The organism is Dactylosporangium sp. NPDC051485, assembly GCF_040682015.1.
GTDB lineage: Bacteria > Actinomycetota > Actinomycetes > Mycobacteriales > Micromonosporaceae > Dactylosporangium.
Window position 1 is genome coordinate 1 of sequence record NZ_JBFAZW010000130.1, and the last position, 26,705, is coordinate 26,705.

General features: G+C 74.5%; 18 protein-coding genes and 1 pseudogene. 14 read left to right on the forward strand and 5 right to left on the reverse strand.

What is annotated here, in order from left to right; translation table 11 throughout:
• The coding region (locus AB0M46_RS44340; protein ID WP_363346381.1) for a protein kinase at positions 1 to 766 on the reverse strand (766 nt) is incomplete at its 3' end.
• Positions 767 to 882: 116 nt separating this feature from the next.
• Positions 883 to 1,995, reverse strand: coding sequence for a hypothetical protein (locus AB0M46_RS44345; protein WP_363346383.1), 1,113 nt, complete (start codon positions 1,993 to 1,995; stop codon positions 883 to 885).
• Between the two features lie 329 nt (positions 1,996 to 2,324).
• Here AB0M46_RS44345 and AB0M46_RS44350 point away from each other — a divergent pair, with 329 nt between their 5' ends.
• Together AB0M46_RS44350 and AB0M46_RS44355 are read left to right on the forward strand one after the other, a co-directional pair.
• On the forward strand, positions 2,325 to 5,060 hold the full coding sequence (locus AB0M46_RS44350) for an FtsX-like permease family protein (protein ID WP_363346385.1): 2,736 nt from the start codon (positions 2,325 to 2,327) through the stop codon (positions 5,058 to 5,060).
• A gap of 117 nt (positions 5,061 to 5,177) precedes the next feature.
• Positions 5,178 to 6,566: a PQQ-binding-like beta-propeller repeat protein gene (locus AB0M46_RS44355; RefSeq protein ID WP_363346387.1), complete on the forward strand. Its 1,389-nt coding sequence runs from the start codon at positions 5,178 to 5,180 to the stop codon at positions 6,564 to 6,566.
• 78 nt (positions 6,567 to 6,644) lie between these two features.
• Here AB0M46_RS44355 and AB0M46_RS44360 read toward each other — a convergent pair whose 3' ends face one another.
• A complete protein-coding gene (locus tag AB0M46_RS44360; RefSeq protein WP_363346389.1) occupies positions 6,645 to 7,451 on the reverse strand; it encodes a hypothetical protein in 807 nt (268 codons plus the stop codon).
• A 91-nt stretch (positions 7,452 to 7,542) separates the two neighbouring features.
• On the opposite strand from AB0M46_RS44360, the pseudogene AB0M46_RS44365 reads away from it, so the two are divergent.
• Together AB0M46_RS44365 and AB0M46_RS44370 are read left to right on the forward strand one after the other, a co-directional pair.
• A pseudogene (locus AB0M46_RS44365) lies at positions 7,543 to 7,761 on the forward strand (sigma factor); the annotation flags it as partial.
• Positions 7,762 to 7,931: 170 nt separating this feature from the next.
• Complete coding sequence (locus AB0M46_RS44370; RefSeq protein ID WP_363346413.1) at positions 7,932 to 8,327, forward strand: hypothetical protein; 396 nt, start codon at positions 7,932 to 7,934, stop codon at positions 8,325 to 8,327.
• Between the two features lie 13 nt (positions 8,328 to 8,340).
• Here AB0M46_RS44370 and AB0M46_RS44375 read toward each other — a convergent pair whose 3' ends face one another.
• Positions 8,341 to 8,520, reverse strand: a complete 180-nt coding sequence (locus AB0M46_RS44375) for a DUF6767 domain-containing protein (RefSeq protein ID WP_363346391.1) — start codon at positions 8,518 to 8,520, stop codon at positions 8,341 to 8,343.
• A 244-nt stretch (positions 8,521 to 8,764) separates the two neighbouring features.
• Between AB0M46_RS44375 and AB0M46_RS44380 the strand changes: the two genes are divergently transcribed.
• From AB0M46_RS44380 to AB0M46_RS44425, 10 genes are all read left to right on the forward strand, one after another.
• On the forward strand, positions 8,765 to 8,914 hold the full coding sequence (locus AB0M46_RS44380; RefSeq protein WP_363346393.1) for a hypothetical protein: 150 nt from the start codon (positions 8,765 to 8,767) through the stop codon (positions 8,912 to 8,914).
• The gene (locus tag AB0M46_RS44385) at positions 8,898 to 9,020 is read left to right on the forward strand and encodes a hypothetical protein (RefSeq protein WP_363346415.1); all 123 of its coding nucleotides are present in this window, start codon (positions 8,898 to 8,900) and stop codon (positions 9,018 to 9,020) included. Before AB0M46_RS44380 ends, AB0M46_RS44385 begins: the two co-directional genes overlap by 17 nt.
• Positions 9,021 to 9,037: 17 nt before the next feature.
• A complete protein-coding gene (locus AB0M46_RS44390; protein WP_363346395.1) occupies positions 9,038 to 12,112 on the forward strand; it encodes an FAD-linked oxidase C-terminal domain-containing protein in 3,075 nt (1,024 codons plus the stop codon).
• 242 nt (positions 12,113 to 12,354) lie between these two features.
• A complete protein-coding gene (locus AB0M46_RS44395; protein ID WP_363346397.1) occupies positions 12,355 to 15,426 on the forward strand; it encodes a condensation domain-containing protein in 3,072 nt (1,023 codons plus the stop codon).
• Positions 15,423 to 20,882: an amino acid adenylation domain-containing protein gene (locus AB0M46_RS44400; protein WP_363346399.1), complete on the forward strand. Its 5,460-nt coding sequence runs from the start codon at positions 15,423 to 15,425 to the stop codon at positions 20,880 to 20,882. The genes AB0M46_RS44395 and AB0M46_RS44400 overlap by 4 nt, the downstream gene beginning before the upstream one ends.
• The gene (locus AB0M46_RS44405; RefSeq protein WP_363346401.1) at positions 20,879 to 22,336 is read left to right on the forward strand and encodes an AMP-binding protein; all 1,458 of its coding nucleotides are present in this window, start codon (positions 20,879 to 20,881) and stop codon (positions 22,334 to 22,336) included. Before AB0M46_RS44400 ends, AB0M46_RS44405 begins: the two co-directional genes overlap by 4 nt.
• Positions 22,333 to 22,539 carry an MbtH family NRPS accessory protein gene (locus AB0M46_RS44410; RefSeq protein WP_363346403.1) on the forward strand — a complete coding sequence of 69 codons (207 nt, stop codon included), beginning with the start codon at positions 22,333 to 22,335 and terminating at the stop codon, positions 22,537 to 22,539. Before AB0M46_RS44405 ends, AB0M46_RS44410 begins: the two co-directional genes overlap by 4 nt.
• Complete coding sequence (locus AB0M46_RS44415) at positions 22,536 to 22,796, forward strand: acyl carrier protein (RefSeq protein WP_363346405.1); 261 nt, start codon at positions 22,536 to 22,538, stop codon at positions 22,794 to 22,796. The genes AB0M46_RS44410 and AB0M46_RS44415 overlap by 4 nt, the downstream gene beginning before the upstream one ends.
• Positions 22,789 to 24,135: a condensation domain-containing protein gene (locus AB0M46_RS44420; RefSeq protein ID WP_363346407.1), complete on the forward strand. Its 1,347-nt coding sequence runs from the start codon at positions 22,789 to 22,791 to the stop codon at positions 24,133 to 24,135. The genes AB0M46_RS44415 and AB0M46_RS44420 overlap by 8 nt, the downstream gene beginning before the upstream one ends.
• Positions 24,135 to 26,066, forward strand: a complete 1,932-nt coding sequence (locus AB0M46_RS44425) for a N,N-dimethylformamidase beta subunit family domain-containing protein (protein ID WP_363346409.1) — start codon at positions 24,135 to 24,137, stop codon at positions 26,064 to 26,066. Before AB0M46_RS44420 ends, AB0M46_RS44425 begins: the two co-directional genes overlap by 1 nt.
• Here AB0M46_RS44425 and AB0M46_RS44430 read toward each other — a convergent pair.
• On the reverse strand, positions 26,010 to 26,705 hold a 696-nt coding region (locus tag AB0M46_RS44430), incomplete at its 5' end, for an MFS transporter (protein WP_363346411.1). The two genes, AB0M46_RS44425 and AB0M46_RS44430, sit on opposite strands and share 57 nt — an antisense overlap.

Here is a 26,705-nt window from a genome sequence, read left to right on the forward strand (position 1 = left end):
GGTCCGTCGCGCGCTTGGCCAGCAGCGCGCCGACCAGCCCGGCGAGTCGCGGCGGCAGGCCGGGCCGCAGGGCCGTCACCGGTTCCGCTGCCTGGTGCACCTGCTGCCAGGCGATCTGCACCGGCGAGCCGGCGATGAACGGCGGACGGCCGGTGAGCATGGCGTACAGCACGCAGCCCAGCGCGTACAGGTCGGTCCGGGCGTCCACGGGCTCGCCGAGGACCTGTTCCGGCGCCATGTACGAGCTGGTGCCGATCACGGTGGCGGGTGCGGTCAGCGCGGTCTGCGCCCGGCCGGTGATGCGGGCGATGCCGAAGTCGCAGACCTTCACCCCGCCCTCGTCGCTGATGAGGATGTTGGCCGGCTTCACGTCCCGGTGCACCACTCCGGCGTCGTGCGCGGCCGCCAAGGCGTCGCACACCTGCTCGGCGATGCGCACCGCACGCCGCGGGTCCAGCGGGCCCGCGGCCAGCTCGTCGGCGAGGCTGTGCCCCTGGACCAGCTCCATCACGAGGTACGGCGTACCGTCGTGCACCCCGACGTCGTAGACGGCCACGATGCTCGGGTGCGACAGCTGCGCGGCGGTGTGCGCCTCGCGCTCGAACCGCTCCGGGAGCGACGGATCGGCGCCGCCGTCGTCGTGCAGCATCTTCACGGCCACGGGCCGGCCCAGCCGCCGGTCGACGGCCAGCCACACGTCGGCCATGCCGCCCCGGCCGATGACCGATCGCAGCTCGTACCGGTCGTTCAACAGACGCCCTGCCATGGTGCTCAACCCTGACACAACCGCCCTAATCGCCGCATAGGGACGTCACGATACGCCACACTGGCCGGGCGCCCGGTGTCGTTCTGCCCGGCCGCAGGGGGTTACCCGGGGCGGCCCTAGAGGTCGTACAGGAGCCGGCCGGTCAGCGGATCCTGGCCGTAGCGGTGGCATAGTTCCGCGAGCACGTCCTCGTGCGCGAGGCCGACGTTCATGACCGTGTCGTTGCCGGCGTAGTAGATCACGATCGTGCCGTCGGGGCGGCGCACGAGTCCGCAGGAGAAGACGACATTCGGCACGTGCACGTAGTCGGTGTCGGCAACGCGGCAGTCGGCCCGCGACGGGAACAGCAGCGGGATGCTGGACATGCGCACGATGCGGGGATCGTCGGGGTCGTGCAGGGCAACGCCGAGCACGTACGGGTTGCCGTCCATCGTCGTGCGCACCCCGTGGAACACGTTGAGCCAGCCGTGCCGGGTGCGCACCGGCGGCGCGCCCGGCCCGATCTTGTCGGAGAAGGCGCTCGGGCCCGCCCCGGTCCGCATGATCGGCTCGTCGGCGATCTCCCACGGCCCGGTCCGGAAGTCCTCCGCGTATCCGATGCGGATCTGCGTGTAGGCGCCGCCCGTGTCGCCGGCGGTGACGTCGTTGGGCCGGAACAGCCCGACGTACCTCCCGCCGATTCGCTCCGGGAACAGCACCACGTTGCGCATGTCGCGGTCGAGCATCGGCCCGTGCCGGGTGAAGGCGACGAGGTCGTCGGTGAGCGCGAGGGACACGCGCACCCGGTTGCGGATGCCGGCGTGGTAGGCGCTGTAGGTGACGGCGAACGTGTCCCCGACGGGGTTGATCCGGGCGTCCTCGACGCCGCCGGACTCGATCTCCGCGATGTCCTGCCAGTCGAGGCCGGCCGCGTACGGGTCGCCCTTGGTCGCGGGGGACAGCACCGGCCGCGGATGGACCACCCACCCGGACACGCCGTCCGGGCTCGTGGCCAGGCCGAGGACGCTGATCCCGCACCGCAGATGCGACCGGAACAGCAGCGCGGTCCGGTCCGCCAGCGCCACCGCGCCGGCGTTGTGCACCGTCATCACCTGCAGGTGCGGCTCCTGCCACACGGCGTTCACCCGGTGCGCCGTCAGGATCGGATTGTCCGGGTACCGCAGGACGGGCGCGTTGAGCGACACGACCCCCGCCGTCCCGTCGCCGAACCGCACCTCACGCGTAGTCACAGCGTCCACGGTCGCACCATGCGAGCCGCCCGCGCGGCGTTATCAGCAACTGCACCGGCGCCCCGGCGGAGCGCGGTTCGTGACGGCCTCCTCGACTGGTGGGCGTCCAACGACGACTTCACGATCTGACATTGGCCCGTAGCGGTCGATCAACACCATCATGACGCATCGGCCATGGTCTTTGCGGGTCGGCATTCATCGACTGCCCGGAATTCGTAACAACGTCGGCGGTATTGCCGCCACTCGGAATACGGGGTGAATTTCTTGCATCGACGTCCTTGCCGATCTTAGACTGCCCCGCCGGGGGAGTGCGACGAACGGGGACTCGGGTGCGGGGATTCATCCTGGCCGGTATCAGGCGGCGCGCCGGGCGGTCAGTGGCGTTGCTGGCCGGCATGCTGCTCGCGGCGACCGGTTTCACCGTCCTGACCGGCGCCACCACGACGTCTCGGCTGCAGGTCGAAGGGGTGGTGGAAGGCGCCGGCCGGCCGGCGTACGACCTGTTGATCCGGCCCCGGGGGGCCCGCAGTGCCGACGAGGACGCCCGCGGGGCGGTGCGGGCCAATGCCCTGTCCGGCCTGCATGGCGGGCTCACCGACGATGACCTGCGCAAGGTGGCGGCCACGCCGGGGGTTGAAGTGGCCGCGCCGATCGCGATGATCGGCTATGCGAACGCGGATTTCCGCACCGAGTTCGACCTCACCAGCGGGGTCGACCGGGGCCGCGACCGGCAGGTCATCCGGGTCGATCCGACGTATCTGGCGGAACGGGGACTCAGCTCGGCTCGTGGCCTGCCCTCGTACCTGTACGTCACCACGCATCCGCTGCTCTTTCCCGATCTGAAACCGCCGGGGCCGCCGCAGGACATGACCTACGGCGGTCTGCCGGCACCCAGGAACTCGTGCGGTGGCGACCTCGCCGCCGCCCTGGAAGCGCAGCCCGACGGCTCGTACACCGCCATTTGCGGCAACCTGAGTCATTCGTACGCAGCCGGCGCCACCGATCTCGGCGAGGCTCAGCTGACGGTGCTGCGGCTGCTGCCGGACGGCCGGTTCCAGGGGCGCGCCAACCTGATCGGGGCGCGGGCCGTCATCGCCCTGAGCTGGAGCATGCCGTTGCTGGTGGCCGCCATCGATCCGATGGCGGAGGATCGGCTGGTCGGTCTGCGCGGCGCGGTCACCGGCGGTGCCTACCCGGCCCCGAGTGACGGGGTGAAGATCAACGGGATCTCCATGAGCCTCCCGACGCTGGCCGCCGAGCGGCCGCCGGTCGAGGGCGCGATGCGCATCGACTATGCCCGGGTCGACCTCGACGCATTGCCGGTCGCCCGCACCGGCGCGTTGCTGCACGACGCCCTGAACGGCGCCACGTACCACCCGTTGGGCCACGACGAGCGTGACGCCGCGACGGCATACCGGCGTGGCGGGATGGGACCATACGCCGAGCTGGACAATCTGATCCAGTCCGGTCCGGTGCAGTACTCGACCGGTCCCGGCGGCGTGCTGCGACCGGTCGCCGTGCCCGTCGACCTGAGCGTCTACGAGAACGCCAATGTGCGGGGCAGCATGGTGTCCTGGCAGGTGGGTGACGTGTCGTTCCGGCCGACCAGACTGCTGACACATCCGGACAAGGACACGGAGCCCGAGCTCGAGGCGGTCGGCACGTATGACGCGAGCCGGTTGACCCGCTTCGATGATCTCACTCGGGTGCCGTTGGAGACCTATGAGCAGACCCCGGCCGTCGGCGCCGACAAGCGCAGCGTGGGCCTGCTCGGCGGGCAAACCCTCAGCCCCGGCGGTAACCCGGCCGGCTACCTGCTCTCCCCGGCGGCGTTCCTGACCACCCTGACCGCCGCCAAGCAGTACCTCGGGGGCTCCACGGACCTGATCTCGGCGATTCGGGTGCGGGTCGCCGGCGTCGACCACTACAGCAAGGTCAACGCGGAGCGGGTCCGGCTGGTCGCCGAGCGGATCGTCGCCGCCGGGCTGGACGTGGACATCACCTTCGGCGCGTCGCTGATGCCGCAAACCGTCGAGCTGCCCGCGGGCGCCTTCGGCCGCCCCGCGCTGGCCATCAACGAGAGCTGGGTCCGCAAGGGGGTTTCCAGCACCGTCGAGCAGGCCGTGGATCGCAAGAGTCTCGTGCTGTTCGTGCTGGTCCTGGTGGTCTGTGCGTTGTTCGTGGCGAACGCGGTCGCCGCCGCGGTCCGCTCCCGCACCACCGAACTCGCCATCCTGGCCTGCCTGGGCTGGCCGGGCCGGCGGATCCGGGCAGCGATCCTCGGCGAGGTCGCGGTGCTCGGTCTCGCCGCCGGCCTGGCCAGCCTCGCCCTCGCCAAACCGGCGGGCGCCGTCCTCGGCGTGCAGACCAGCTGGTCGCGGGCGCTGCTGGCGGTGCCGGTCGCGCTCGGCCTGGCGCTGCTGGCCGGACTGGTCCCGGCCTGGCGGGCGGGCCGCACACCGCCGGCCGACCTGCTGCAACCACTGCGCACCAGCCGGGCCCGCGGCCGGAGCCCCCGCACCGTCCTCGGCCTCGGCCTGGCCGGACTGGTCCAGGTACCCGGGCGCACCCTGCTGGCGGTCGGGGCGCTGACCGTGGGCGTGGCCGCGCTCACCACGCTCGCCGCGGTCACGTTCGCCTTCCACGGCACGATCGTCGGCACCGCGCTGGGTGACGCGGTCTCGTTCACCGCCCGCCGGGTCGACATCATGGCCGTCGTGGTCACCGTGCTGCTCGGTGCGCTCGCCGTGGCCGACGTGCTGTACCTCAACATCCGTGACCGGGGCGCCGAGCTGGCCGTCCTGCGGGCCACCGGCTGGCCCGACGCCGCCCTGATCCGGCTCGTCGTCGCCGAGGGCGGCGGCATCGGCCTGCTCGGCGGGATCCTCGGCGCCGGGATCGGGCTGCTGGCCGCGGGCCTGCTGGTCGGCGGAGTCAGTGGCCCGCTGGCGGCCACCGCGATCGGCGCAGCCGCCGCAGGCACCCTGGTCGCCATGCTCGCGGCGCTGGCCCCGGCCCTGCTCATCCGGCGGCTGCCCACCGCCGCGCTCCTCACCGAGGAGTAATGGGGGTCCGGGTCCGGTCGCCGGACCTCGGCCGTCGTCGGTGGAACGGGCCCGCGGCCGTGTCGCATGCGTGGGAACCTGTCGTGTGCGCGAGAGAGGGGTCCCGTGGTGGATGCGATGATCGAGCTTGACCCGAGCATCCCGTGGGAGCCGCCGGAGGCGTCGCCCCCGCCACGGGTGCGGGCACGACGGCGGTGGATCGCGCTCGTCGCGGTGGCGCTGATCACCGCGGGGACACTGGTGGCGGCGGTGCCGCGCGCCGGCACCGGGCCCGTCTTCACCGTCGACGATTTCCGGATCCTCAGCCTCCAGACCGGCGGTGGCCGGCTCATTGCCGGGCGGTTCCAGCCCGTCGGTGCGGGCACGCAGGCCGAGGTGCTGAGTCTGCGTGATGGCACCCGGCTCTGGTCGAGGACGCTGGACGTCGATCAGCACCTGACGTTCCTGACCGACAACGTCATGGCACTGGTGACCGACATGCCCTCCGGCCGGGCCGGTGCGCTCACCGCGCTGGACGCCGCTACGGGCGAGCAGTTGTGGCAGGCCGCGCAATTCGCCTACCTCGGCCAGTCCGGCGGGCGGATCTTCGCCGAGGACATGGCCGGCGTCGTCGAGCAGCCCCACGTTGTCGATGTCCGTCCCTCCGGCGAGGTTCCGGTGAACCCGGTGCCGGAGCAAGGCGGCCGGCGCTACGTCGCGTTGGACGAGCGCACCGGGGCGACGGTGTGGGAGTTTCGCGTGCCGGAGGGTTCTGGCATTGACTTCAGTTGGGTCGGCGGCGAGCGCGGCCCGGCGTTCATGTCGGAGTTGAGCCCGACCGGCCTGCTGCGGATCCGGGATCTCGGCACCGGCGTCGTCGTCGCGCAGAACCAGCTGGACTGGTCCGGGACCGTCTCGTCGTTCGCGATGGACAGGGCCTTCCCGGGGCCCGGCTCGACCGTGCCCGGGCAGGTGCTGATCGCCAAGGCCGGCGAGCAGGGCACGGATGTCTACGACCGTGGCAGCGGCCGGCTGCTGTGGCACTGGCCCGCCGACCGCTCGAGCACCTGGGACGGCGGGGATCCCTATCCCTGCGCAGTCGACCTGTACTGCCTGCGCGACGAGTCCGGCATGGCGGCCATCGACCCACGCACCGGTGCACGGCTCTGGCATGTCGACGGTTACAACGGTGTGCTGAGCCGGGACGGTGACATCCTGGTCGTCACCTCGTGGGGGCCGGCCGCCAACGCCGCACCGCCCGTCGCGGCGCTCGACGCCCGCACCGGCCGGGTCGTCCGGGCGGTGGAGGGGTGGCAGTTCACCGGGATCGTGACCGGTCGCGGGCTCGTGATGTGGAAATCCGTCGACGACCGCACGGCCGTGCTCGGTGTGGTCGACCCGCGCAGCGGCCGGGTCACCGTCTTCGGCACGTCGGCGAGCTGGCATGGAAACGCCGAATGCAGCCGGGATCGCACCATGCTCGCGTGCCTGGTCGACGGGGCGCTGGCGGTATGGAAACTCCCGTGACCATCGCACCGCCCGGCGAGGTGGGCGCGGCGCGGCCCGCTACCGCCGGCGGGCGGTAGCGGGCCCGGTGCCAGCGGATCAGCCGAGCTGCGCCAGCAGCGCCGCGGGGGCGGGCTGCACCTCGGCGGCGGCCGGCTTGGTGATCGTGACCGGCTTGCCGAAGTCGCTGAAGGTCGTCTTCGCCGTGGTGGCCGGAACCTGGCCGGCGGCCGGCATCGTCATCGTGAAGGAGGTGAGGTAGCCGTCGGCGTTGGTCGCCGCCTCGAACGGCACCGACTTCGCCGCGTCGCCCATCTGCTGGATCAGGGCGGCGCCGGACTCCGGAACCTTGCGCTTGGTCAGGTCGATCGTGCCCTTGAACGCGCCCGTCCCGGTCCGTTCGGCCGTGACGATCGCGTCCGCGAGCCCCTTGACGTTGGCCGGGTCGTCGGGGTTGCCGAGGCCCAGCTTGGTCAGCGAGGTCTTCGACCCGTCGAAGTACATCCACTTCTTCGGGTCGATGCCCGGCAGGGGCACGCTCATCTTCATGTACACGTCGGTCCCCAGCACGATGACCTGGGCGTTGATCGCCTGCCCGTTCGTGGTGATGACCATGGTGCCGCTGTTGGCCTTCGTGGCGGGGTCGGCGGAGCCCGTCAGCTTGGTGCTGGCCAGGGTGCCCGACTCGGTCGACGTCGAGTAGGCCATGGGGGCGCTGTTGAGCTTGCTGAACGCGTTGACGAGCTCGGTGCGCGGGTCGGCCTGCGGCGCCGCGGCCGCGCTGGTCGCCGCGGCGCTGGTCGCCGGTGCGGCGTCCCCGGCGGTGTTCTTGTCATCGCAGGCCGCGGTGACGGACAGGGCGCCGGACAACGCCAAGGCGAGCAGCAGAGCTCTGCTGGATTTCATGCGATTCCTTCCGTTGGGCGGCCCCGTGCCGCCGTCCGGAAGGATAGCGGCGCCGGGCAACCTCCCGGACGGGTGTGCGTGTCTTGCGGGTATGGCAATCGACGTCGAGGGCTTCCGGGCCTACGTGACCGCGAGGCTGCCGGCCCTGCGCCGGGTCGCGTACCTGCTCAGCGGCGACTGGCACCGCGCCGACGACCTGCTGTCGACGGCGCTCGTGCGGATCCTGCAGCACTGGCCGCGGGTGTCGGCGGCGCAGGACGTCGACGCCTACGTGCGCCGCGTGCTGGTGCGCACCATGCTCAACGAGCGCCGCCGGCCCTGGCACCGCGAGCATGCCACGGATTCGGTACCGCACGTGCCCGACCCCACCGACGCCCTGGACCTCGTCGCCGATCGCCTCGCGCTGGCCGGCCTGCTGCGCGAGCTCCCCGCGCGCCGGCGGGCCGTGCTGGTGCTGCGCTGTTCCCGCGGACGCTGGTGGTGCGGACCGGCACGTGCGACGAGGACTGGACGTTCGACGCGCCGGGCCCCGACGGGTACGCGGCCAACCTCGACCTCTACGACGCCGAGGGCATGCGCTGGCTGTCCGTGCGGATCCTGCGCTTCGACCTGGCCTCCGAGGTGGCCTGCACGGGGACGTGCACCCGCACGGTCGAGCCGGACGGCACCATGGTCCGGCAGATGAGCACCACCTACGACGAGCCCGGCGCGGTGACGCTCGGGGCCTGGGCGCGCCACCCCGACGGGCGGGTCGTCGCGGTCGAGGTGAGCAACTTCCGGATGTCGCAGGCGACGGGCGTGCTGCGGTACACCGTGACCCGCCCCGACCCCGGGATCACCCCCGCGGCGCTGCGCTCGCTGGCGCTGGCCCAGTGACGCGCCGCCGCCGTCACCCGGTGCCCGGGTGTCCGGGCCGCCGGAACCGCTGCACGCCGGCCCGCAGTTCGTCGTCGCTCATCACGAGGTAGACCAGCGGGCAGTCCTGCGGGCCGGTGGCGGCCTGGCACAGGGTGCACGGTTCGCCCGGGCGCACCGGACACCACTCGTCCGGGCGGCGCTCGCTCGTCATCGCCACACCTCCGGCTCGTCGCGCGTCACCGCCATCGTCGCCCGCCTCGGCGCCGGTGCCCAGGTCCGAAGGTCCCGTCCGGGGGGTGCTCGTGGCACCGGCTGACCTGCCAGCTGTCGGTCCGGTGGCTGCCGGTGTCCCGTGACGGCGCCACCCGGTGCCGCGCCCGGCCACGCCGGTTACCGGGAGGCCGGCTGGGTAGGGAGTGCTGAACCCGGCCCGCGGCGCCCTGGGGGAGGCAGTGGTGCACGACGACGACCCGCTGGACGCGCCGCAGGTGCTGCGCGAGTACGCGTTCCTCGGCGACGGCCGCCGCGGCGCGCTGATCGGGCCGGGAGTCCGGTGCGGTCTTCGCCGGCCTCCTCGGCGGGTACGCGGTGACCCCGGGCGGTGAGCGGTACGACGTCCGCCAGCGCCAGCTGCGCGGCAACCTTCCCCAGGCATTCGTCCACGCGCTGCTGCTGGAGTCGGCGGCGGTGCTGGGCCGGCCGACGAGCTGAGCCAAGGAGGTACGGCAGTGGTCGCCGTTGAGCTTTCCGCACCCGTGCGCCGGCCCGTGGACGTCGTCGACGTCGCGGCGCTGCGGCACGCCCTCGAACAGCGCGTCGACGGCGAAGTGCGCTTCGACGCCGGGTCCCGGTCGGCGTACTCGACCGACGCCTCGAACTTCCGTCAGGTGCCGATCGGCGTCGTCGTGCCGCGCACCGTCGAGGCCGGGGCCGAGACGGTCGCCGTGTGCCGCGAGTTCGGCGCGCCGGTGCTGTCGCGCGGCGGCGGCACCAGCCTGGCGGGCGAGTGCACCAACGTCGCCGTGGTGATCGACTGGTCCAAGTACTGCAACCGGCTACTGTCCGTCGACCCCGAGCGGCGCACCTGCGTCGTCGAGCCGGGCATCGTGCTGGACCACCTCAACGACCTGCTCCGCGGGCACGACCTCGAGTACGGCCCGAAGCCGGCCACCCACAGCCACTGCACGCTCGGCGGCATGATCGGCAACAACTCGTGCGGCGCCACCGCGCAGCGTACGGGCAAGGTCGTCGACAACGTCGAGCGGCTCGAGGTGCTGCTCTACGACGGCACCCGGATGTGGGTGGGCGAGACCGGCGACGAGGAGTACGAGCGCATCGTCGCCGCGGGTGGCCGGCCCGCGGAGATCTATCAGCAGCTGCGGTGGCTGCGCGACGCCCACCTCGAGCAGCTGCGCACCCGCTACCCGCACATCCCGCGGCGGGTCGCCGGCTACAACCTCGACTCGCTGCTGCCGGAGCAGCGCTTCCACCTGGCCAAGACCCTGGTCGGGTCGCAGAGCACGCTCGTCACCGTGCTGCGGGCCGAGCTGCGGCTGGTGCCCCGGGTGCCGGCGGACAGCCTGGTCGTGCTCGGCTTCGCGGACATTGCCGCGGCCGCCGACGCCGTGGCGGACGTGCTGCCCCACGATCCGATCGCGCTGGAGGGCATCGATCACCTCCTGATCGAGTTCCAGCAGCGCGAGCACCGCAACGCGGAGGCGCTGCGGCTGTTCCCCGAGGGCACGGGGTTCCTGCTCGTGCGCTTCGGCGGGGCCGACCGCCGCGAGGCCCGCCGGCGCGCCGAGCGCATGGTCCGGGCGATCGGCCGCGACCCCGACGGCGACGACGTCAGGCTCTTCGACGACCCGGAGCACGAGCAGCAGGTGTGGCTGGCCCGGGAGGCGGCGCTCGGGGCGACCGCGCGGGTCCCCGGCCTGCCGGACACGTGGCCCGGCTGGGAGGACGCCGCGGTGGCGCCCGCCCGGCTCGGCGACTACCTGCGGGACCTGCGCGGGCTGTACGACGAGTTCGGCTACTCCAGCGCCAGCCTGTACGGGCACTTCGGGCAGGGCTGCGTGCACTCCCGCATCCCGTTCGACCTGGTCAGCGCGGACGGGATCGCGGCGTACCGGGCGTTTCTGGAGCGGGCCGCGGATCTCGTCGTCAGCTACGGCGGGTCCCTCTCCGGCGAGCACGGCGACGGGCAGCAACGCGCCGAGCTGCTGCCCAGGATGTTCGGCCCGGACCTCGTCCGCGCGTTCGAGCAGTGCAAGGCGATCTTCGACCCGGACAACCGCATGAACCCGGGCAAGGTCGTCATGCCGGGGCGGCTCGACGAGAACCTGCGGCTGGGGACCAGCTTCCGCCATCCCGCGCCGCCGACGCACTTCGCCTACCCGGACGACGAGGGCAGCTTCAGCCGGGCCGTGCTGCGCTGCGTCGGCGTCGGCGAGTGCCGGCGCGAGGGCGGCGGCGTCATGTGCCCGTCGTACATGGTCACGCGGGAGGAGGAGCACTCCACCCGCGGCCGCGCCCGGCTGCTGTTCGAGATGCTCGACGGCACGGCCCGCGGCGGCGCGATCGGCGACGGCTGGCGCTCCGACGCGGTGCGCGACGCCCTCGACCTGTGCCTGGCCTGCAAGGGCTGCAAGACCGACTGCCCGGCCAACGTCGACATGGCCACCTACAAGGCCGAGTTCCTCTCCCACCACTACACCGGCCGGCTGCGGCCGCGCGCGCACTACTCGATGGGCTGGCTGCCGCTGTGGGCGGCGCTCGCCGCCCGCGCCCCGGGCCTCGTCAACGCCCTGGCCCACGCCGGCCCGTTCGGCACGCTGGCCAAGCGGGTCGCCGGGGTCGACGTCCGCCGCGACCTTCCGGTCTTCGCCGGCCGCACGCTGCAGCGCTGGCTGCGCCGTCGCCGCCCGGCGGGCACCGCCACCCGCGGCGACGTCGTGCTGTGGCCGGACACGTTCACCAACCACTTCGACCCGGCGATCGGCCGGGCCGCCGTCGAGGTCCTCGAGGACGCCGGCTGGCGGGTGCTGGTGCCGCCCCAGGCCGTGTGCTGCGGCCTGACGTGGATCTCGACCGGTCAGCTCGACACCGCCAAGCGTGCGCTGCAGCGGACCGTCGCCGTGCTGCGGCCGTACCTGCGCGCCGGCACCCCGATCGTCGGCCTCGAGCCGAGCTGCACCGCCGTGCTGCGCAGCGACGCGCACGAGCTGTTCCCGCAGGACGAGGACTTCCAGCGGCTGCGGCGGCAGACCTTCACCCTCGCCGAGCTGCTGCATGAGCACAGCCCGGGCTGGCGGCCGCCGCAGGTGCATCGCAGGGCGCTGATCCAGACCCACTGCCACCAGCATGCCGTGCTCGGCTTCGACGCCGACCAGGCCCTGCTGCGCAAGGCGGGCGTCGAGGCGGAGGTGCTGGACTCCGGCTGCTGCGGCCTGGCCGGCAACTTCGGGTTCGAGGACGGCCACTACGAGGTCTCCGAGGCGTGCGCCGAACGGGTGCTGCTGCCGGCCGTGCGCGACGCCGGCCCGCACGACGTGGTGCTGGCCGACGGGTTCAGCTGCCGCATGCAGATCGACCAGAGCGCGGTCGGCGGCCGCCGCGGCATGCACCTGGCCGAGCTGCTGCGCGCCGGCCTGCGCGGCGACGACGGGAGCCCGAACCCGGAGCGGTCCTGGGCGCCCCGGCCGGCCCCGCCGCGGGCGGCGGTCACGGCGGCGGCAGTGGCCGGCGTGGCCGTGCTGGCCGCCGCGGCCGGCGCACTGGCCCGGCGCCGCGGGCGGCGCTGAGCGGCCCGGTATCGCACCTGCACCCCGGCCGCCCGGCCGGTCGTGGCCGTCGAGCGCGCGCAGCGCCGCCGGGCGCGCATCCACGTGACTCGAACTAACCCTGCGTGGCAGCGCGGGTGCATTGCATGAGTTTCGTAAAGAATGTTGACAGTAACGGTATCGACTCATAGCTTTACCAGGTCCGGGGCCTGGCGGCAGTCGGGCATGCGCACCACACCCGGAAGCCGACTATGGGGGCTCGTATGAGCGGCGTCGCCGGTTCCAGCAGGCTGTCCTTCGGCCAGGAACGACTGTGGTTCCTGGCCCAGCTCGACCCCGAGGACGCCTCGTACAACATCCCGCTCGTGCTGCGCCTGACCGGGCCGCTCGCCGTGCCCGCCCTGCGGGCCGCGCTGCGGGACGTCGTCGAGCGGCACGCGCCGCTGCGGACCCGCTTCCCGGCCGCCGACGGGCACCCCGCCGCCGTCGCCGACGCCCCGCCCGAGCTGGAGGAGATCGACCTCGAGGGGCGGCCGGAGGGGCTCGGCGCGCTGCTCGCCGAGCGCAGCAACGCGCCGTTCGACCTGGCCGCCGGGCCGCTGCTGCGGGCCACCCTCGTCCGGCTCGGCGCGCGGGAGCACGTGCTGAGCCTCGTCGTGCACCACATCGTGGCCGACGGCTGGTCGCTCAACGTGCTGCGGGCCGAGCTCGCCGCCTGTTACGCCGCCGCCCGCGACGGGCGCGCGCCCGACCTTCCCGCGCTGCCCACCACCTACGACGCCTTCGCGCAGGCCCAGCGGGCCGCGGACGGGGAGGCGTCGCTGGCCTACTGGCGCGAGCAGCTCGCCGGGGTCGTCCCGCTCGAGCTGCCGACCGACCACCCCCGCCCGCCGGTGGCCAGCTCGGCCGGCGCGTACCACACCCGCACCCTGGGCGCCGGCATCGCGGCCGAGCTCGACCGGTTCGCCCGCGAGCAGCGCTGCAGCCCGTTCATGGTGCTGCTGGCCGCCTACCAGGCCCTGCTCGGCCGGCACACCGGCCAGGACGACCTCTGCGTGGGCTCGCCGATCGCCGGGCGGACCGAGGAGGAGCTCGAGGGCCTCATCGGCTACTTTTCCAGCACCCTCATCCTGCGGGCCGACCTGAGCGGCGCGCCGACGTTCCGCGAGCTGCTGCGCCGCACCCGCAGGACCGCCCTCGGCGCGTACGGCCACCAGGAGGTACCGATCGAGCGGCTCCTCGACGCGCTGCGGCTGGAGCGCGACCTGGGCCGCAACCCGCTGTTCCAGACGCTGCTCACGGTCCACACCCAGGACGGCGACGCGCACGGCCGGGAGCGGGCGTTCGCCGACCTCAGCGTCGTGGAGGCCGACGGCGGGCACACGCAGAGCAAGGTCGACCTCTCGCTGGACGTGTGGCGCTCCGGCGACGACTTCACCGCCGTCTTCGGCTACCAGGTCGCGCTGTTCGAGCCGGAGACCGTCGCCGCGCTCGCGGCCCGCTTCGAGCGCCTGCTGCGCGCCGCGCTGGCCGACCCCGACCGTCGCGTCGCCGACCTGCCGCTGCTGGAGGACCGGGAGCTGGACCTGCTGCGGGCGTGGGGCGACGGCGGCGCCGGCCCCGGCGAGCGGCCCGCGACCGTGCTCGAGCAGATCGGCGCGCAGGCCGCCGCCCGCCCCGACGCCGTCGCATTGGAGAGCGACGCGGAGACGCTCACCTACGCCGAGCTGTGGGCCGCGGCCGGTCGCCTCGCCGGCGAGCTGGTGGCCGCCGGCCCTCCCGCGGTGGTCGGCGTGTGCCTGCCGCGCGGGCCCCGGGCCGTCGTCGCCGCGCTCGCCGCCTGGCGCGCCGGCGCCGCCTACCTGCCCGTCGACCCGGCCTATCCGCAGAGCCGCCGCGCCTTCATGCTCGCCGACGCCGGCGCCGCGGTGGTGGTCACCGAGGACGGCGTGCGGGCCGCCGGCGGCCCGCCCGGCCCCATGGACGCCGCCTACGTCATCTACACCTCCGGCTCGACCGGCACCCCGAAGGGCGTCCTCGTCCCGCACTCGGCCCTCGCCGCCCGGGTGGCCTGGATGCGCCACGGCTACGGCATCGGCCCGGACGACCGGGTGCTGCAGTTCGCCTCGCTGAGCTTCGACACGCACGCGGAGGAGCTGTACCCGTGCCTGAGCGCGGGCGGCACGGTCCGCTTCGCCCCGCCCGGGGGCGAGCTGCCGCCCGCCGACGCCGGCGTCACCGTGCTGGACCTGCCGACGCCCTTCTGGCACCGGCTCGTCGACGACCTGGACAACGTCGCGTGGCCGCCGACGCTGCGCACCGTCATCCTCGGCGCCGACCAGGTCGACGCGGCCGCCGTGCGGGCGTGGAAGGCGCGCTTCGGCGACCGGGTCCGGCTCGTCAACTCCTACGGCCCGACCGAGACCACCATCATCGCCACCGTCGCCGACCTGGCCGGCGAGGACGGCCGGCCGCCGATCGGCCGCCCGCTGTGGCACACCCGGGTCGCGGTGTGCGACCGCGACGGGGCGCTCGTCCCGCCCGGCGTCCCCGGCGAGCTGTGCGTCGGCGGGGACGGCGTGGCGTACGGCTACCTCGGCCACCCCGGCCGCACCGCGCTCGCGTTCGAGCCCGACCCCGACGGCCCGCCCGGCGCCCGCCGCTACCGCACCGGCGATCGCGTCCGCTGGCGCCGCGACGGGCAGCTGGAGTTCCTCGGCCGCCTCGACGACCAGGTCAAGGTCCGCGGCTTCCGGATCGAGCCGGGCGAGGTCCGGGCCGCCCTGCTCGCGCTCGACGGGGTCGGCCAGGCCGCCGTCGTCGCCCGCCAGGACGCGCTCGTCGCCTACCTCGTGCCGGCCGCGGGCACCCCGGCGCCCGACCCGGCCGCGTTGCGGGCCGCCCTGGCCGAGACGCTGCCGGCGCACATGGTGCCGACCGCGTTCGTGGCGCTCGCGCAGCTGCCGCTCACTGTCAACGGCAAGCTCGACCGGGCCGCGCTGCCCGACCCCGTGCCGCAGGCCGCCGCCGAGTACGTCGCCCCCCGCACGGACGCCGAGGACCTCGTCGCCGGCGTCTGGGCCGAGGTGCTCGGCGTGGACAAGGTCGGCGCCCTCGACGACTTCTTCGACCTCGGCGGGCACTCGCTGCTGGCCACCCGCATGATCGCCCGCGTGCGCGCCGCCATCGACCTCGCCGTGCCGATCCGCACCCTGTTCACCCACCGCACGGTCGCCGCCTTCGCCACTGCCGTCGAGGAGCTGCTCATCGCCGAGATCGAGGCGATGCCGGAGGAGACCGCGGAGCAGCTGCTCGCCACCGGACGGAGCACATGACCACGACCGCCAGCGGTACCGCGGACCTCCCCGCCGCCGAGAATCCGCCCGCCGCCAAGGATCTGTCGGCCGCCAAGAAGGCCCTGCTCAGCCAGCGGCTCAAGCAGCGCGCCGCGCCCGGCGCCGGGGTCGTCCCGCGCCGGACGGAGGGCAGCGTGCCGCCGCTGTCGTTCGCCCAGGAACGCCTCTGGTTCATGGAGCAGTTCGCGCCCGGCACCGCGGCCTACCACATCCCGGTCGCCCGGCGCCTGCGCGGCCCGCTCGACGTCGCCGCCCTGACCCGGTCCCTCGAGGACGTGATCGCCCGGCACGAGTCGCTGCGGGTGCGTTACCCGGTCACCGACGACGGCCGGCCGATCCTGGAGATCGCCGAGCCGGGCCCGTTCCTGCTGCCCGTCGTCGACGCGGCCGGCGACGCCGCCGCCGCGGACCTCGTCGACGCCGAGACCGGCCGGCTCTTCGACCTCGCCGCCGGGCCGCTGCTGCACGCGCTGCTCATCCGCCTCGCCGACAGCGGCGACCACGTGCTGCTGCTCGTCACCCACCACAGCATCAGCGACGGCTGGTCCAGCGAGGTCCTCGTCGGGGAGGTCCTCGCCGGCTACGCCGCCCACGCCGCCGGCCTGCCCTCGCCCGTGCCGCCGCTGCCGATCCAGTACGGCGACTTCGCCGCCTGGCAGCGCGGCCGCCTCGCCGGCGCCGCCCTGACCCGCGAGGTCGAGCACTGGCGGGCCGAGCTGGCCGGCGTCGAGCCCCTGGCGCTGCCCACCGACCGGCCCCGACCGGCCCGGCAGACGTTCAACGGCGCCGGCTACGGCTTCGACGTCGACGCCGACCTGCTCGACGGGCTCAAGGCGCTCGCCCGCACCCACGGCGCCACCGTCTACATGGTCCTGCTCGCCGCCTTCCAGGTCGTCCTGGCCCGGCACAGCAACCAGCAGGACTTCGCGGTCGGCTCGCCGATCGCCGGCCGGCCCGAGCCGGAGCTGGAACGGCTCATCGGCATGTTCGTCAACGTGCTGGCCCTGCGCGCCCGCCTCGACGGCGACCCCACCTTCGCCGAGCTGGTCGAGCGCACCCGCGAGACCTGCCTGTCCGCCTACGCCTCGCAGGAGCTGCCCTTCGCGCAGCTGGTCACCGAGCTCAACGTCAGCCGCGACGTGAGCCGCTCGCCGATCTTCCAGGCCGTCCTGGCCGTGCAGAACTACGCCACCGCCTCGGCCGTGGCCACCGCCGGGCCGCTGGAGGTGCTGCCCTTCGGCCTGCGGGCCACCGGCACCCGCTTCGACCTCGAGCTGTTCCTCATGGAGTGGCCCGACGGGCTGCGCGGGGCGTTCAACTACAACGTAGACCTCTTCGACGAGGCCACCATCGCCCGCCTGGGCCGGCACCTCGACCGGCTGCTGCGGGCCGTCGTCGCCGACCCGGGCGCGCGGCTGTCGGCCGTGGACCTGCTCGACGAGGCCGAGCGCGACACCGTGCTGCGCGAGTGGAACGACACCGCCACGCCCTTCCCGGACGAGGCCACCCTGCCGGGGCTCATCGCCGCCCAGGCCGCCCGGACGCCCGGCGCGGTCGCGGTGCAGTTCGGCGAGCGCAGCCTGACGTACCGGGAGCTGCTGGCGCAGGCCGACCGGATCGCGGCCCGGCTGCACGCCGACGGCATCGGCCCCGGCGACCTCGTCGCGGTCAGCGCCGAGCGGTCCCTCGAGCTCGTCGCCGGGCTGCTCGGCGTGCTGCGCGCGGGCGCGGCCTACACGCCGCTGGACCCCGACTACCCGGCCGACCGGCTCGCCTTCATGCTCGCCGACTCCGCCGCCGCGGTCCTGCTCACCCAGACCCGCCTGCCGGTGCCGGACGGCGGACCCCGGGTGCTGCTCCTCGACGACCCCGAGGCGTTCCCCGCCAGGCCGGAGGCCTTACCGGGCCCGTCACCGGACGACGTCGCCTACATGATCTACACGTCCGGGTCGACCGGGCGGCCCAAGGGCGTGCCGAACACCCACCGCGGCATCGTCAACCGGCTCGACTGGATGCAGCGCACCTACCGCCTCGACGGCGGCGACGCCGTGCTGCAGAAGACCCCGGCCAGCTTCGACGTGTCCGTGTGGGAGTTCTTCTGGCCGCTGATGACCGGCGCCCGGCTCGTCCTGGCCACCCCCGGCGGCCAGAAGGACGCCCGCTACCTGCGCGATCTCATCGTCTCCGCCGGCATCACCACCGCGCACTTCGTCCCGTCGATGCTCGCCATGTTCCTCGCCGAGGACGGCATCGACGCCTGCACCGGCCTTCGCCGGGTGGTGTGCAGCGGCGAGGAGCTGCCGGCCGACACCGCCCGCGCGTTCACCGAGGCGCTGCCCGGGTGCGAGCTGTGGAACCTCTACGGCCCGACCGAGGCCGCCGTCGACGTCTCCGCCTGGCCGTGCACCGGGCCGCTGGACCGGGTGCCGATCGGGTCGCCGATCCAGAACATCCGGCTGTACGTCCTGGACTCCGCCTTCCGGCCGGTGCCCCCCGGCGTGCCGGGCGAGCTGCACATCGGCGGCGTCGGCCTGGCCCTGGGCTACCACCGGCGGCCCGGGCTGACCGCCCGGCAGTTCGTCCCCGACCCGTTCGGCCCGCCCGGCGGCCGGCTCTACCGCACCGGCGACCTCGCCCGCTGGGGCGCCGACGGCACCCTCGAGTTCCTCGGCCGCATCGACCACCAGGTGAAGCTGCGCGGCCTGCGCATCGAGCTCGGCGAGATCGAGGCGGCGCTGCGAGCCCGGCCCGGGGTCGAGGAGGCGGCCGTCACCGTCCGCGAGGACCGCCCCGGCGACAAGCGCCTCGTCGCGTACCTCGTCGGCGTCCCCGACCCCGACCCGGCCGAGCTGCGCGCGGCGCTGAAGACCAGCCTCCCCGACTACATGGTGCCCGTCGCGTACGTCGGCCTCGACAAGCTCCCCCTGAGCCCCAGCGGCAAGCTCGACCGGCGCGCCCTGCCCGCCCCCGCCCTGCAGCGCTCCGGCGCCGAGGCCGCGCCCCCGACCACCCCGGCCGAGGTGCTCCTCGCCGGCATCTGGGCCGACGTGCTCGGCCTGCCCTCCGTCGGCATCGACGACGACTTCTTCGAGCTCGGCGGCCACTCGCTGCTGGCCACCCAGGTCGTCGCCCGGGCCCGCAAGGCGCTCGTCGACGGCGGTGTCGGCCAGCCGGTCAGCGTCATGGACGTCTTCACCCACAAGACGATCCGCGAGCTGGCCGCGTACGCCACGCTGTCCGCCGAGGACCGCGGCCCCAGCCGGCTGCTGCACCGGCTCACCAAGAACCCGCCGAAGACGCCCACCCTGTCGCTGGTCTGCGTGCCGTACGGCGGCGGCAGCGCGGTCGTCTACCAGCCCCTGGCCGACGCCCTGCCCGACGGGTACGCGCTGTGGTCCGTCGCCATCCCCGGCCACGACGTCGGCGTCACCGAGGAGCGGCTGCCCTGGGACGAACTCGCCGACCGGATCGTCGCCGAGGTCCAGGAGCGGGTCGCCGGGCCGGTCGCGCTCTACGGCCACTGCGGCGTCGGCAGCGCGCTCACCGTCGCCGTCGCCCGCCGCCTCGAGGCCGCCGGCCGCGAGCTGCAGGCGGTCTACATCGGCGCCCAGTTCCCCTTCGCCCGGCCCCGCAACCGGGTGCTGTCCGCCCTGAGCCGCTTCGCCGCCCTCGAGTCGCTGCTCGGCGACCGCGTCTACGAGAACTGGCTCACCTCCATGGGCGCCGACGTCGCCGACCTCGACGAGGCCCAGAAGCGCTTCATCATCGGCAACATGCGCAGCGACACGAAGGCGGCCGAGGAGTACTTCACCTCGACCCTCGGCACCGTCGACAAGCTGCGGGCGCCCATCGTCTCGGTGATGGGCACGAAGGACCCGGCCGCGGACTTCTACCAGGAGCGCTACAAGGAGTGGCTGCTCGTCGGCGACCAGGTGAAGCTCGTGCTGCTCGAGGAGGGCGGGCACTTCTTCCTGAAGTACCGCGCCGCCGAGCTCGCCGAGATCATCGACGGCGCCGAGCCCCCGCCGGCGACCCAGCCCGGCGGCACCTGGCGGAAGTTCGGCGAGGCGACGACCGAGTCCAAAGTGGACCCCGAGGGGCCGGTGCCCAGCATGGGCCGGTTCATCGTCGTGGCGCTCAGCCAGCTCGTCTCCATCACCGGCTCGGCCCTCACCGAGTTCGCGCTGCCCATCTGGATCCTGCTGCACACCGGCTCGGTCGCCCGGTTCGCGCTCTACGTCGTCGTCGGCATGCTGCCCGGCATCGTCATCGGCCCGCTCGCCGGGGCCATCGTCGACCGCTTCGACCGGCGCCGGGTCATGCTCGCCGGGGACGTGTCGGCGCTGGCCTGCCAGGCGATCCTGCTCGCGCTCGTGGCCGGCGGATCGCTGCAGCCCTGGCAGATCTACCCGCTGCTCGGGGTCCTGTCGGTGGCGCTGACCTTCCAGCGCCTCGCCTACGCCTCGGCCGTGCCGCAGCTGGTGCCGAAGCAGTACCTCGGCCACGCCAACGGCATCGTCCAGCTCACCGGCGGCGTCGCCCAGTTCGTCGTCCCGCTCGTCTCGGTGGCCCTCATGGCCGCGATCGACCTCGGTGGCATCCTCGTCCTCGACGTGCTCAGCTACACCTTCGCCATCGTGACCCTGCTCGTCGTGAAGTTCCCGAGGACGATGGCGTGGCGGCGGCGTGAGCCGCTCGTCGACGAGATCCGGCACGGCTTCACCTACTCGTGGCGCCACCGCGGCTTCCGCGCGATGCTGCTGTGGTTCGCCGCCAACAACCTGTTCCTGTCGCCGCTGTTCCTGCTGCTCACCCCGCTGGTGCTGGCGTTCGGCGACCTCGGCGCGGCGGCCCGGGTCGCGATGGCCGGCGGCGCGGGCGCCATCCTCGGCGGCATCGCGATGGGCTTCTGGGGCGGCCCGAAGCGCAGGCGGCTGCGCGGCATGCTCGGCCTGGCCGTGCTGTGGGGCGTCGCGGCGATCCTCACCGGCACGCAGGCGAACCTGTGGATCGTCGGCGCCGGCGCCTTCGGCCTGTCGTTCGCCCTGTCACTGGTCAACGGCGTCTACACGACCATCATCCAGGTGAAGGTGCCGCAGCGGTACCACGGCCGGGTCTTCGCCCTGAACACCACCGTCGCCTGGTCGACGCTGCCGATCGGCCACGGCGTCATCGCTCCGCTCGGCACGCGGCTCTTCACGCCGCTGCTCCTGGCCGGCGGCCCCCTCGCCGGCACCGTCGGCGCGGTCATCGGCGTCGGGCCCGGCCGCGGCATCGGCTTCATGTACATCGTCTTCGGCCTGGCCATGCTCGGCATGGTCGCGGTCGGCCTGCGCCTGCCGGTGCTGGCCCGCTTCGACCGCGAGGTGCCCGACGCGCTGCCCGACGATCTCGTCGGCATCCAGGAGCTGCGCCGCCGCGAGGCCGCGCGATGAACCCGGCGCCGGACACGCTGCTGCACCTGCTGGCCCACCGGGCGGCGGCGGAGCCGGACCGGGTCGCGGTGACCACCGGGGCCGGCGAGGTCACCTTCGCCGGCTGGCTGGCCAGGGCCGAGGCGGTCGCGTCCGGCCTGGCCAGGCGCGGCGTGGCGCGCGGCGACCGGGTGGCGCTGCACTTCGGCACCCCCGACTGGACCGCCTACGCGGTCGCCTGCCTGGGCGTCTGGCGGGCGGGCGCCGTCGCGGTGCCGATGTCGGACCGGCTCGCGGCGGCTGAGGTCCGCCACGTCGTGGCGCACTCGGGCGCGACATGCACCCTGAACTCGTCCGTCCTGGGCGAGGTCGAGGCCGGCGGCGGGGCAGCGCTGCCCGAGCCGCCGGCACCCGGCGACCTCGCGCAGATCCTCTACACCTCCGGCACCACCGGCGTGCCCAAGGGCGTCGGCGCCACCCACGCCAACCTCGCGTGGGGCTGCACCCTGCAGGAGCGCCGCCGCCCCCTCGCGCACTCGCGGCAGTTCCTGCACGCATTCCCGGTCGGCAGCAACGCCGGGCAGGTCATGCTCGTCAACGCCCTCAACGCCCGCCCCGCCGCGCTCACCGCCGGCCGGTTCAGCGCCGCCCACTTCGCCCGGCTCATCGAGCGCAACGCCGTCGGCACCGTGTTCCTCGTCCCGGCCATGGCCATCGAGCTGCTCGACTCCGGCGCGCTCGCCCGGCACGACCTCGGCTGCGTGAAGCTCATCGGCTCGGCCGCGGCGGCGCTGCCCCCGGCCGTGGCCGTGCGGCTCGCCGAGGCGTTCCCGGCCGCCGTGATCGTCAACTACTACACGTCGACGGAGGCCTCGCCGGCCCAGACCACGATGGTGTTCGACCCGCAGCGCCCGGCCTCGCTCGGCCGGCCCGCCGACCCGCGCGGCGTCATGGTGGCCGGCCCGGACCGCCGCCCGCTGCCGGCCGGCGAGGTCGGCGACGTGTGGCTGCGCTCGCCGGTCGCCGCCCGCTCCTACTACCGCGACGCCGAGGCCTCCGCCGAGGTCTTCAGCGGCCGCTGGGTGCGCATGGGCGACGTCGGCTACGTCGACGACGAGGGCTACCTGTACCTCGTCGACCGCGACCGCGACGTGGTGAAGTCCGGCGCCCACAAGGTCTCCACCGTGCAGGTCGAGCACGCCGTCGCCGAGCACCCGCAGGTCGTGGAGGCCGCCGCGTTCGGCGTGCCACACCCGGTGCTCGGCCACGCCGTCGCCGCCGCGGTCGTGGCCCGCGACGGGCTCAGCGCCAAGGACCTGCGCCTCTTCCTGCGTGCGCACCTCGCCGCCCACGAGATCCCGGGCCGGGTGCTGTTCCTGGACCGGCTGCCCCGCAACGAGAACGGCAAGGTCATCAAACGCGAGCTCCGCCGGCTCATCGACGAGCCGGTCGCCGCCCTGCAGGAGGAACGATGAGCACGTCCGAGTTGTTCGCCGTCGTCGTCAACGACGAGGAGCAGCACTCGCTGTGGCCCGCCGACGCGGACCCGCCCGCAGGCTGGCGCCCCAGCGGGTTCACCGGCACCAAGGACGAGTGCGTGGCCCACATCGACGAGGTGTGGACCGACATCCGCCCGCTGAGCCTGCGCCGGCGCCTCGTGCACGAGGCGGGGCAGTGACCGCGCTGCGGGAGCGGGTCGCGGAGCTGACGAGCGAGGCCAGCGACGGCGACGTGACCGCCGACGAGATCCTCGTGCACGGCGGCTCGCTGATCGCGCTCGGCGTCAGCTCCCTGGCCACCATGCGGCTCATCGCCGCCGTCGAGGTCGAGTTCGGCGTCGAGCTCGATCTCGACACCCTCGCCTTCGACCCCGACGACTTCGACGACCTCGTGCGGCACCTGGCCGAGCGGGGCGCCCGGGCCGCCGATGGCTGAGGCCCGGGTCGCGTTCCGCGGTGACCGGTCGGGCGGCGGGCCGCTCACCTGGGGCCAGCGCGCGATCTGGAACGCGATCCGCCGGACCGTGCCCAACGACCACTACTTCAACCTCAGCCGGGTGCTGGCGCTGGGTGGACGTACCGTATCCGTCGCCGAGGCGACGGCGGCACTGGCCGCGCTCATCGGCCGGCACGAGGCCCTGCGCACCCGGATCGCCGGCGACCCCGGCGAGCCCCGCCAGGAGCTGGCCGCCGCGGGCGAGCTCCCGGTGGCCATCGTGGAGGGCGGGGACCCCGAGCAGCTGGCCGAGCGGCTCGCGGGCACGACGTTCGACTACGCCGGCGAGTGGCCGCTGCGGGCCGGGCTGGTCACCGCCGGCGGCCAGGTCAGCCACGTGGTGCTGGCGCTGTGCCACCTCGCCACCGACGGCCACGGCGCCGAGATCCTCGTGCGCGACCTGCGCGTGCTGATCCGCCGCGTCGGCAGCCTGCGCCCGCCCGCGACCACCCCGCTCGCCCTGGCCGAGCAGCAGCACTCCGAGGACGGCCGGCGGCGCGGCGCGGCGGCCCTGGACTACTGGGCCGAGCAGTTCGCCCGCATGCCCGCCACCATGTTCCCCGACGTCGTCGCGCAACCGCGGCAGCCGCGCTTCTGGACCGGCCGGATCGTCTCCACCGCCATCACCCGCGCCGTCGACACCCTCGCCGCCCGGCACAAGGTCAGCGGCTCCACCGTGCTGCTGACCGCCGCCGCCGCCCTCGCCGCGGCGCACGGCGGACACCCGGCCGCCGCCGTCATGCCCATCGTCGCCAACCGCTTCACCCCGGCCGCGCGCGACCTCGTGAGCACCCTGTCGCAGGACGGCCTCGTCGTGCTCGACCTGGACCGGCCGACCTTCGGCGAGCTGCTGCGGCCGGGCTGGCAGGCCGCCGTGCGCGGCTACCGCCGGGCCGCCTACGACCCCGTCGGCTGGGACGCCGTGCTCGAGCGGGCGGCGCTGGAGCGCGGGACGGAGGTGCACCCGTACTGCTGCTACAACGACATGCGCCTCGTGGAGACCGGCCCCGGCGCCGGGATCGCCGACGCCGCCACGCTGCACGCCGCGCGCGCCGAGACCCGGGTGGACTTCCCGGCCACCCAGGAGCGGGTCGCCTGCCGCTACTGCCTGCACCTCACCGCCGCCGGCCCCGCCTCGGTCGTCACCCTGACCGCCGACACCGCCTACCTGCCGCCCGCGGCGATCGAGGCCCACCTGCGTGGCCTGGAGGAGCTGCTCGTGACCGCGGCCGTCGACGACGTGCCGACCGACCGCCTGCCGGCCCTGCTGGAGGCATGATGAGCATTCGGGCGTACGCGCGGGCCACCTCCTGCCCCGCGGGGGGAACGCTCGAGTTCGTGGTGAGCGAGCCCGGCCACGTGGTGGTCACCGACGCCGTAGCCTCCCGGGTCGTCCTGCGCGCCGCCGTCGGCGCTCCACAATGGACCCTCGACGTGCCGGCCGGCTGGCCCAGCTCCCTCTACCGCGCGACGTTCGCCCGCCCGGGCGAGCAGCCGCGCGTCGACGGGGCCGGCGAGGACGAGGCCTGGTTCGCCGTGCGCGCCGCCGACCCCGGCGCGCACGCCCCCATCCTGGTGTCGGTCCCGTTCGCCACCTGGCAGGCGTACAACCGGGCCGGCGAGCCGGGGGAGGGCCTCTACTACGCCGAGCAGCCGTTGCGCGCCACCCGCGTGACGTTCGACCGCCCGGGCGGCGGACCGCCGCCGGAGCGCTGGGAGGAGCCGCTGCTGCGCTGGCTGCCCCGCGCCGGCTACCCCGTCGAGTACTGCTCCAACCTCGACCTGCACGGCGGCGACGAGCTGCTGTCGCGCTACCGCCTGCTCGTCGTCTGCGCCCACGACGAGTACTGGACGTGGGAGATGCGCGACGCCGTCGAGGGCTTCGCCCGCCGCGGCGGCAACGTGGCGGTCTTCGGCGCCAACACCGCCTGGTGGCAGATGCGCCTCGAGGACGGCGGCCGCACGATGGTCTGCCACCGCGACGCCACCACCGACCCGATGGCCGCCACCGACCCGGGCCGGGTCACCGTCGAGTGGTCCAGCGCCCCGGTGCACCGGCCCGAGAACGCGATGACCGGCGTGAGCTTCCGCCGCGGCGCGGGCGCCTGGGGCGACGGCATGGTGGTCATGGGCCGCGAGGCCTACACCGCCCGCTTCGCCGACCACTGGGTCTTCGCGGGCACCGGCCTCGCCGACGGCGACAAGTTCGGCCAGGGCACGCTGGGCTACGAGACCGACGCCGCCGAGGTGGCCGAGGTCGACGGCGTGCCCCGCGCCACCGGCCGCGATGGCACCCCGCCGTCGTTCGTCGTGCTGGCCACCGCGGACCTGCGCCACTGGCGCCGCTACGGCCAGGGCGGCGCCGCCACCATGGGCGTGTTCGGCCTCGGCGCCGGCACGGTGTTCACCGCGGCCACCGTGAACTGGGGCAAGGGCCTCGACGACGCGGTGGTCGAGCGGATCACCCGCAACGTCCTGGACCGCCTCACCACGCCCCCGCCGGCCTGGGACGTCATCGGCCCGCCGGCCGACCTGACCGCCCTGGCCGCCTGCGACGACCGGCTCTTCGCCGTCGCCGCCGACGGCGCCCTGCTGACCCGCGAGGCGTGCGCGCAGAACCTGCCGTGGCGCAGCATCGGCCGCGCCGACGGTGTCGTGGCCCTCGCCGCCCCGCGCGAGGCCGCCGGGCGGATGTGGCTGGGCCTGTGGGCCGTGACGGACCAGGGGCGCCTGCTGTACCGCGACCCGACCCCGGACCGCGCGGAGTGGACCGACGTGGCGGCCGTCCCGCCGGGCACCCGCGCCGTGGCCCTGTGCGACGCCGGCCTCTTCGCCGCCACCGCGGGCGGCGCGCTGCTGTACCTGTCCGCCCTGGACCTGCCGCCCGACCCCGCGCAACCCGCACCGTGGCGCCCGATCGGCGACTCGGCCGGCGCGGTGGCGCTGACCGCCCTCAACGGCCGCCTGTACGCCGTGGCCGCCGGGAACCGCCTGCTGGCCCGCCCGCCGTCGACCGACCCGGCGACCCCGTGGGCGGCGGCGGGATCCGCGCCGGGCGCCGGCACCCTCGCCGGCTACGCCGGTCGCCTGATCGCCGCCGGCCCGGAGACGCCGCTGCGCTGGCGGTCGCCGGGCGCCGCGGCCGGCGCCCGTTCAGTCGTGGGCGATGTGGGCGAACTGGCGCCAGAGCAGCACGACGAAGACCGCTGAGCCGGCGAAGGCGAACCAGAAGGGCGCGGTGACGCCGATCCGGGTCGCCAGGGCGCCGCCGATCAGCGAGCCGACGACCAGGCCGCCGTAGACGCTGATGGTGTAGACGCTGCCGACCCGGCCCTGCAGGTGCTCCGGGACCGCCCGCTGGCGCACGGTGATCGAGGTGGTGCCCCAGACGAACACGTGGACGCCGAAGACGAACAGGATGGCCGCGGCGACCCAGGGCGACGTGGTCACGGCGAGCGCCAGGTGGGTCAGCGTCTCGATGATCAGCCCGGCGCGCATGATGTTGCCCAGGCTGACCCGGCGGGTGATCCAGCCGTAGAGCCCGGTGCCCACCAGGCCGCCGACGGCGCTGAGCGTGGTGAGCAGCCCGAAGCCGGCGGCGCCGAGGCCGAGCCGCCGCTGCGCGTAGAGCACCAGGACCGACCAGGCCGCCCCGAAGGCGAGGTTGAAGATGAGGATGGTCAGCGCCAGGGTCCGCACGGCGGCGTGCCGCCAGGTCCACCGCACCGCCTCGGCGACCGCCCGCCGCACCCCGGCGCGGGCCTCGGCCGGGCCGCCCGCGGGCGCCGGCCGGGCCGGGCGCGCCCCCAGCCGCGCCCCGGCGGTGGCGGGGAGGCACGCGGCGGCGCA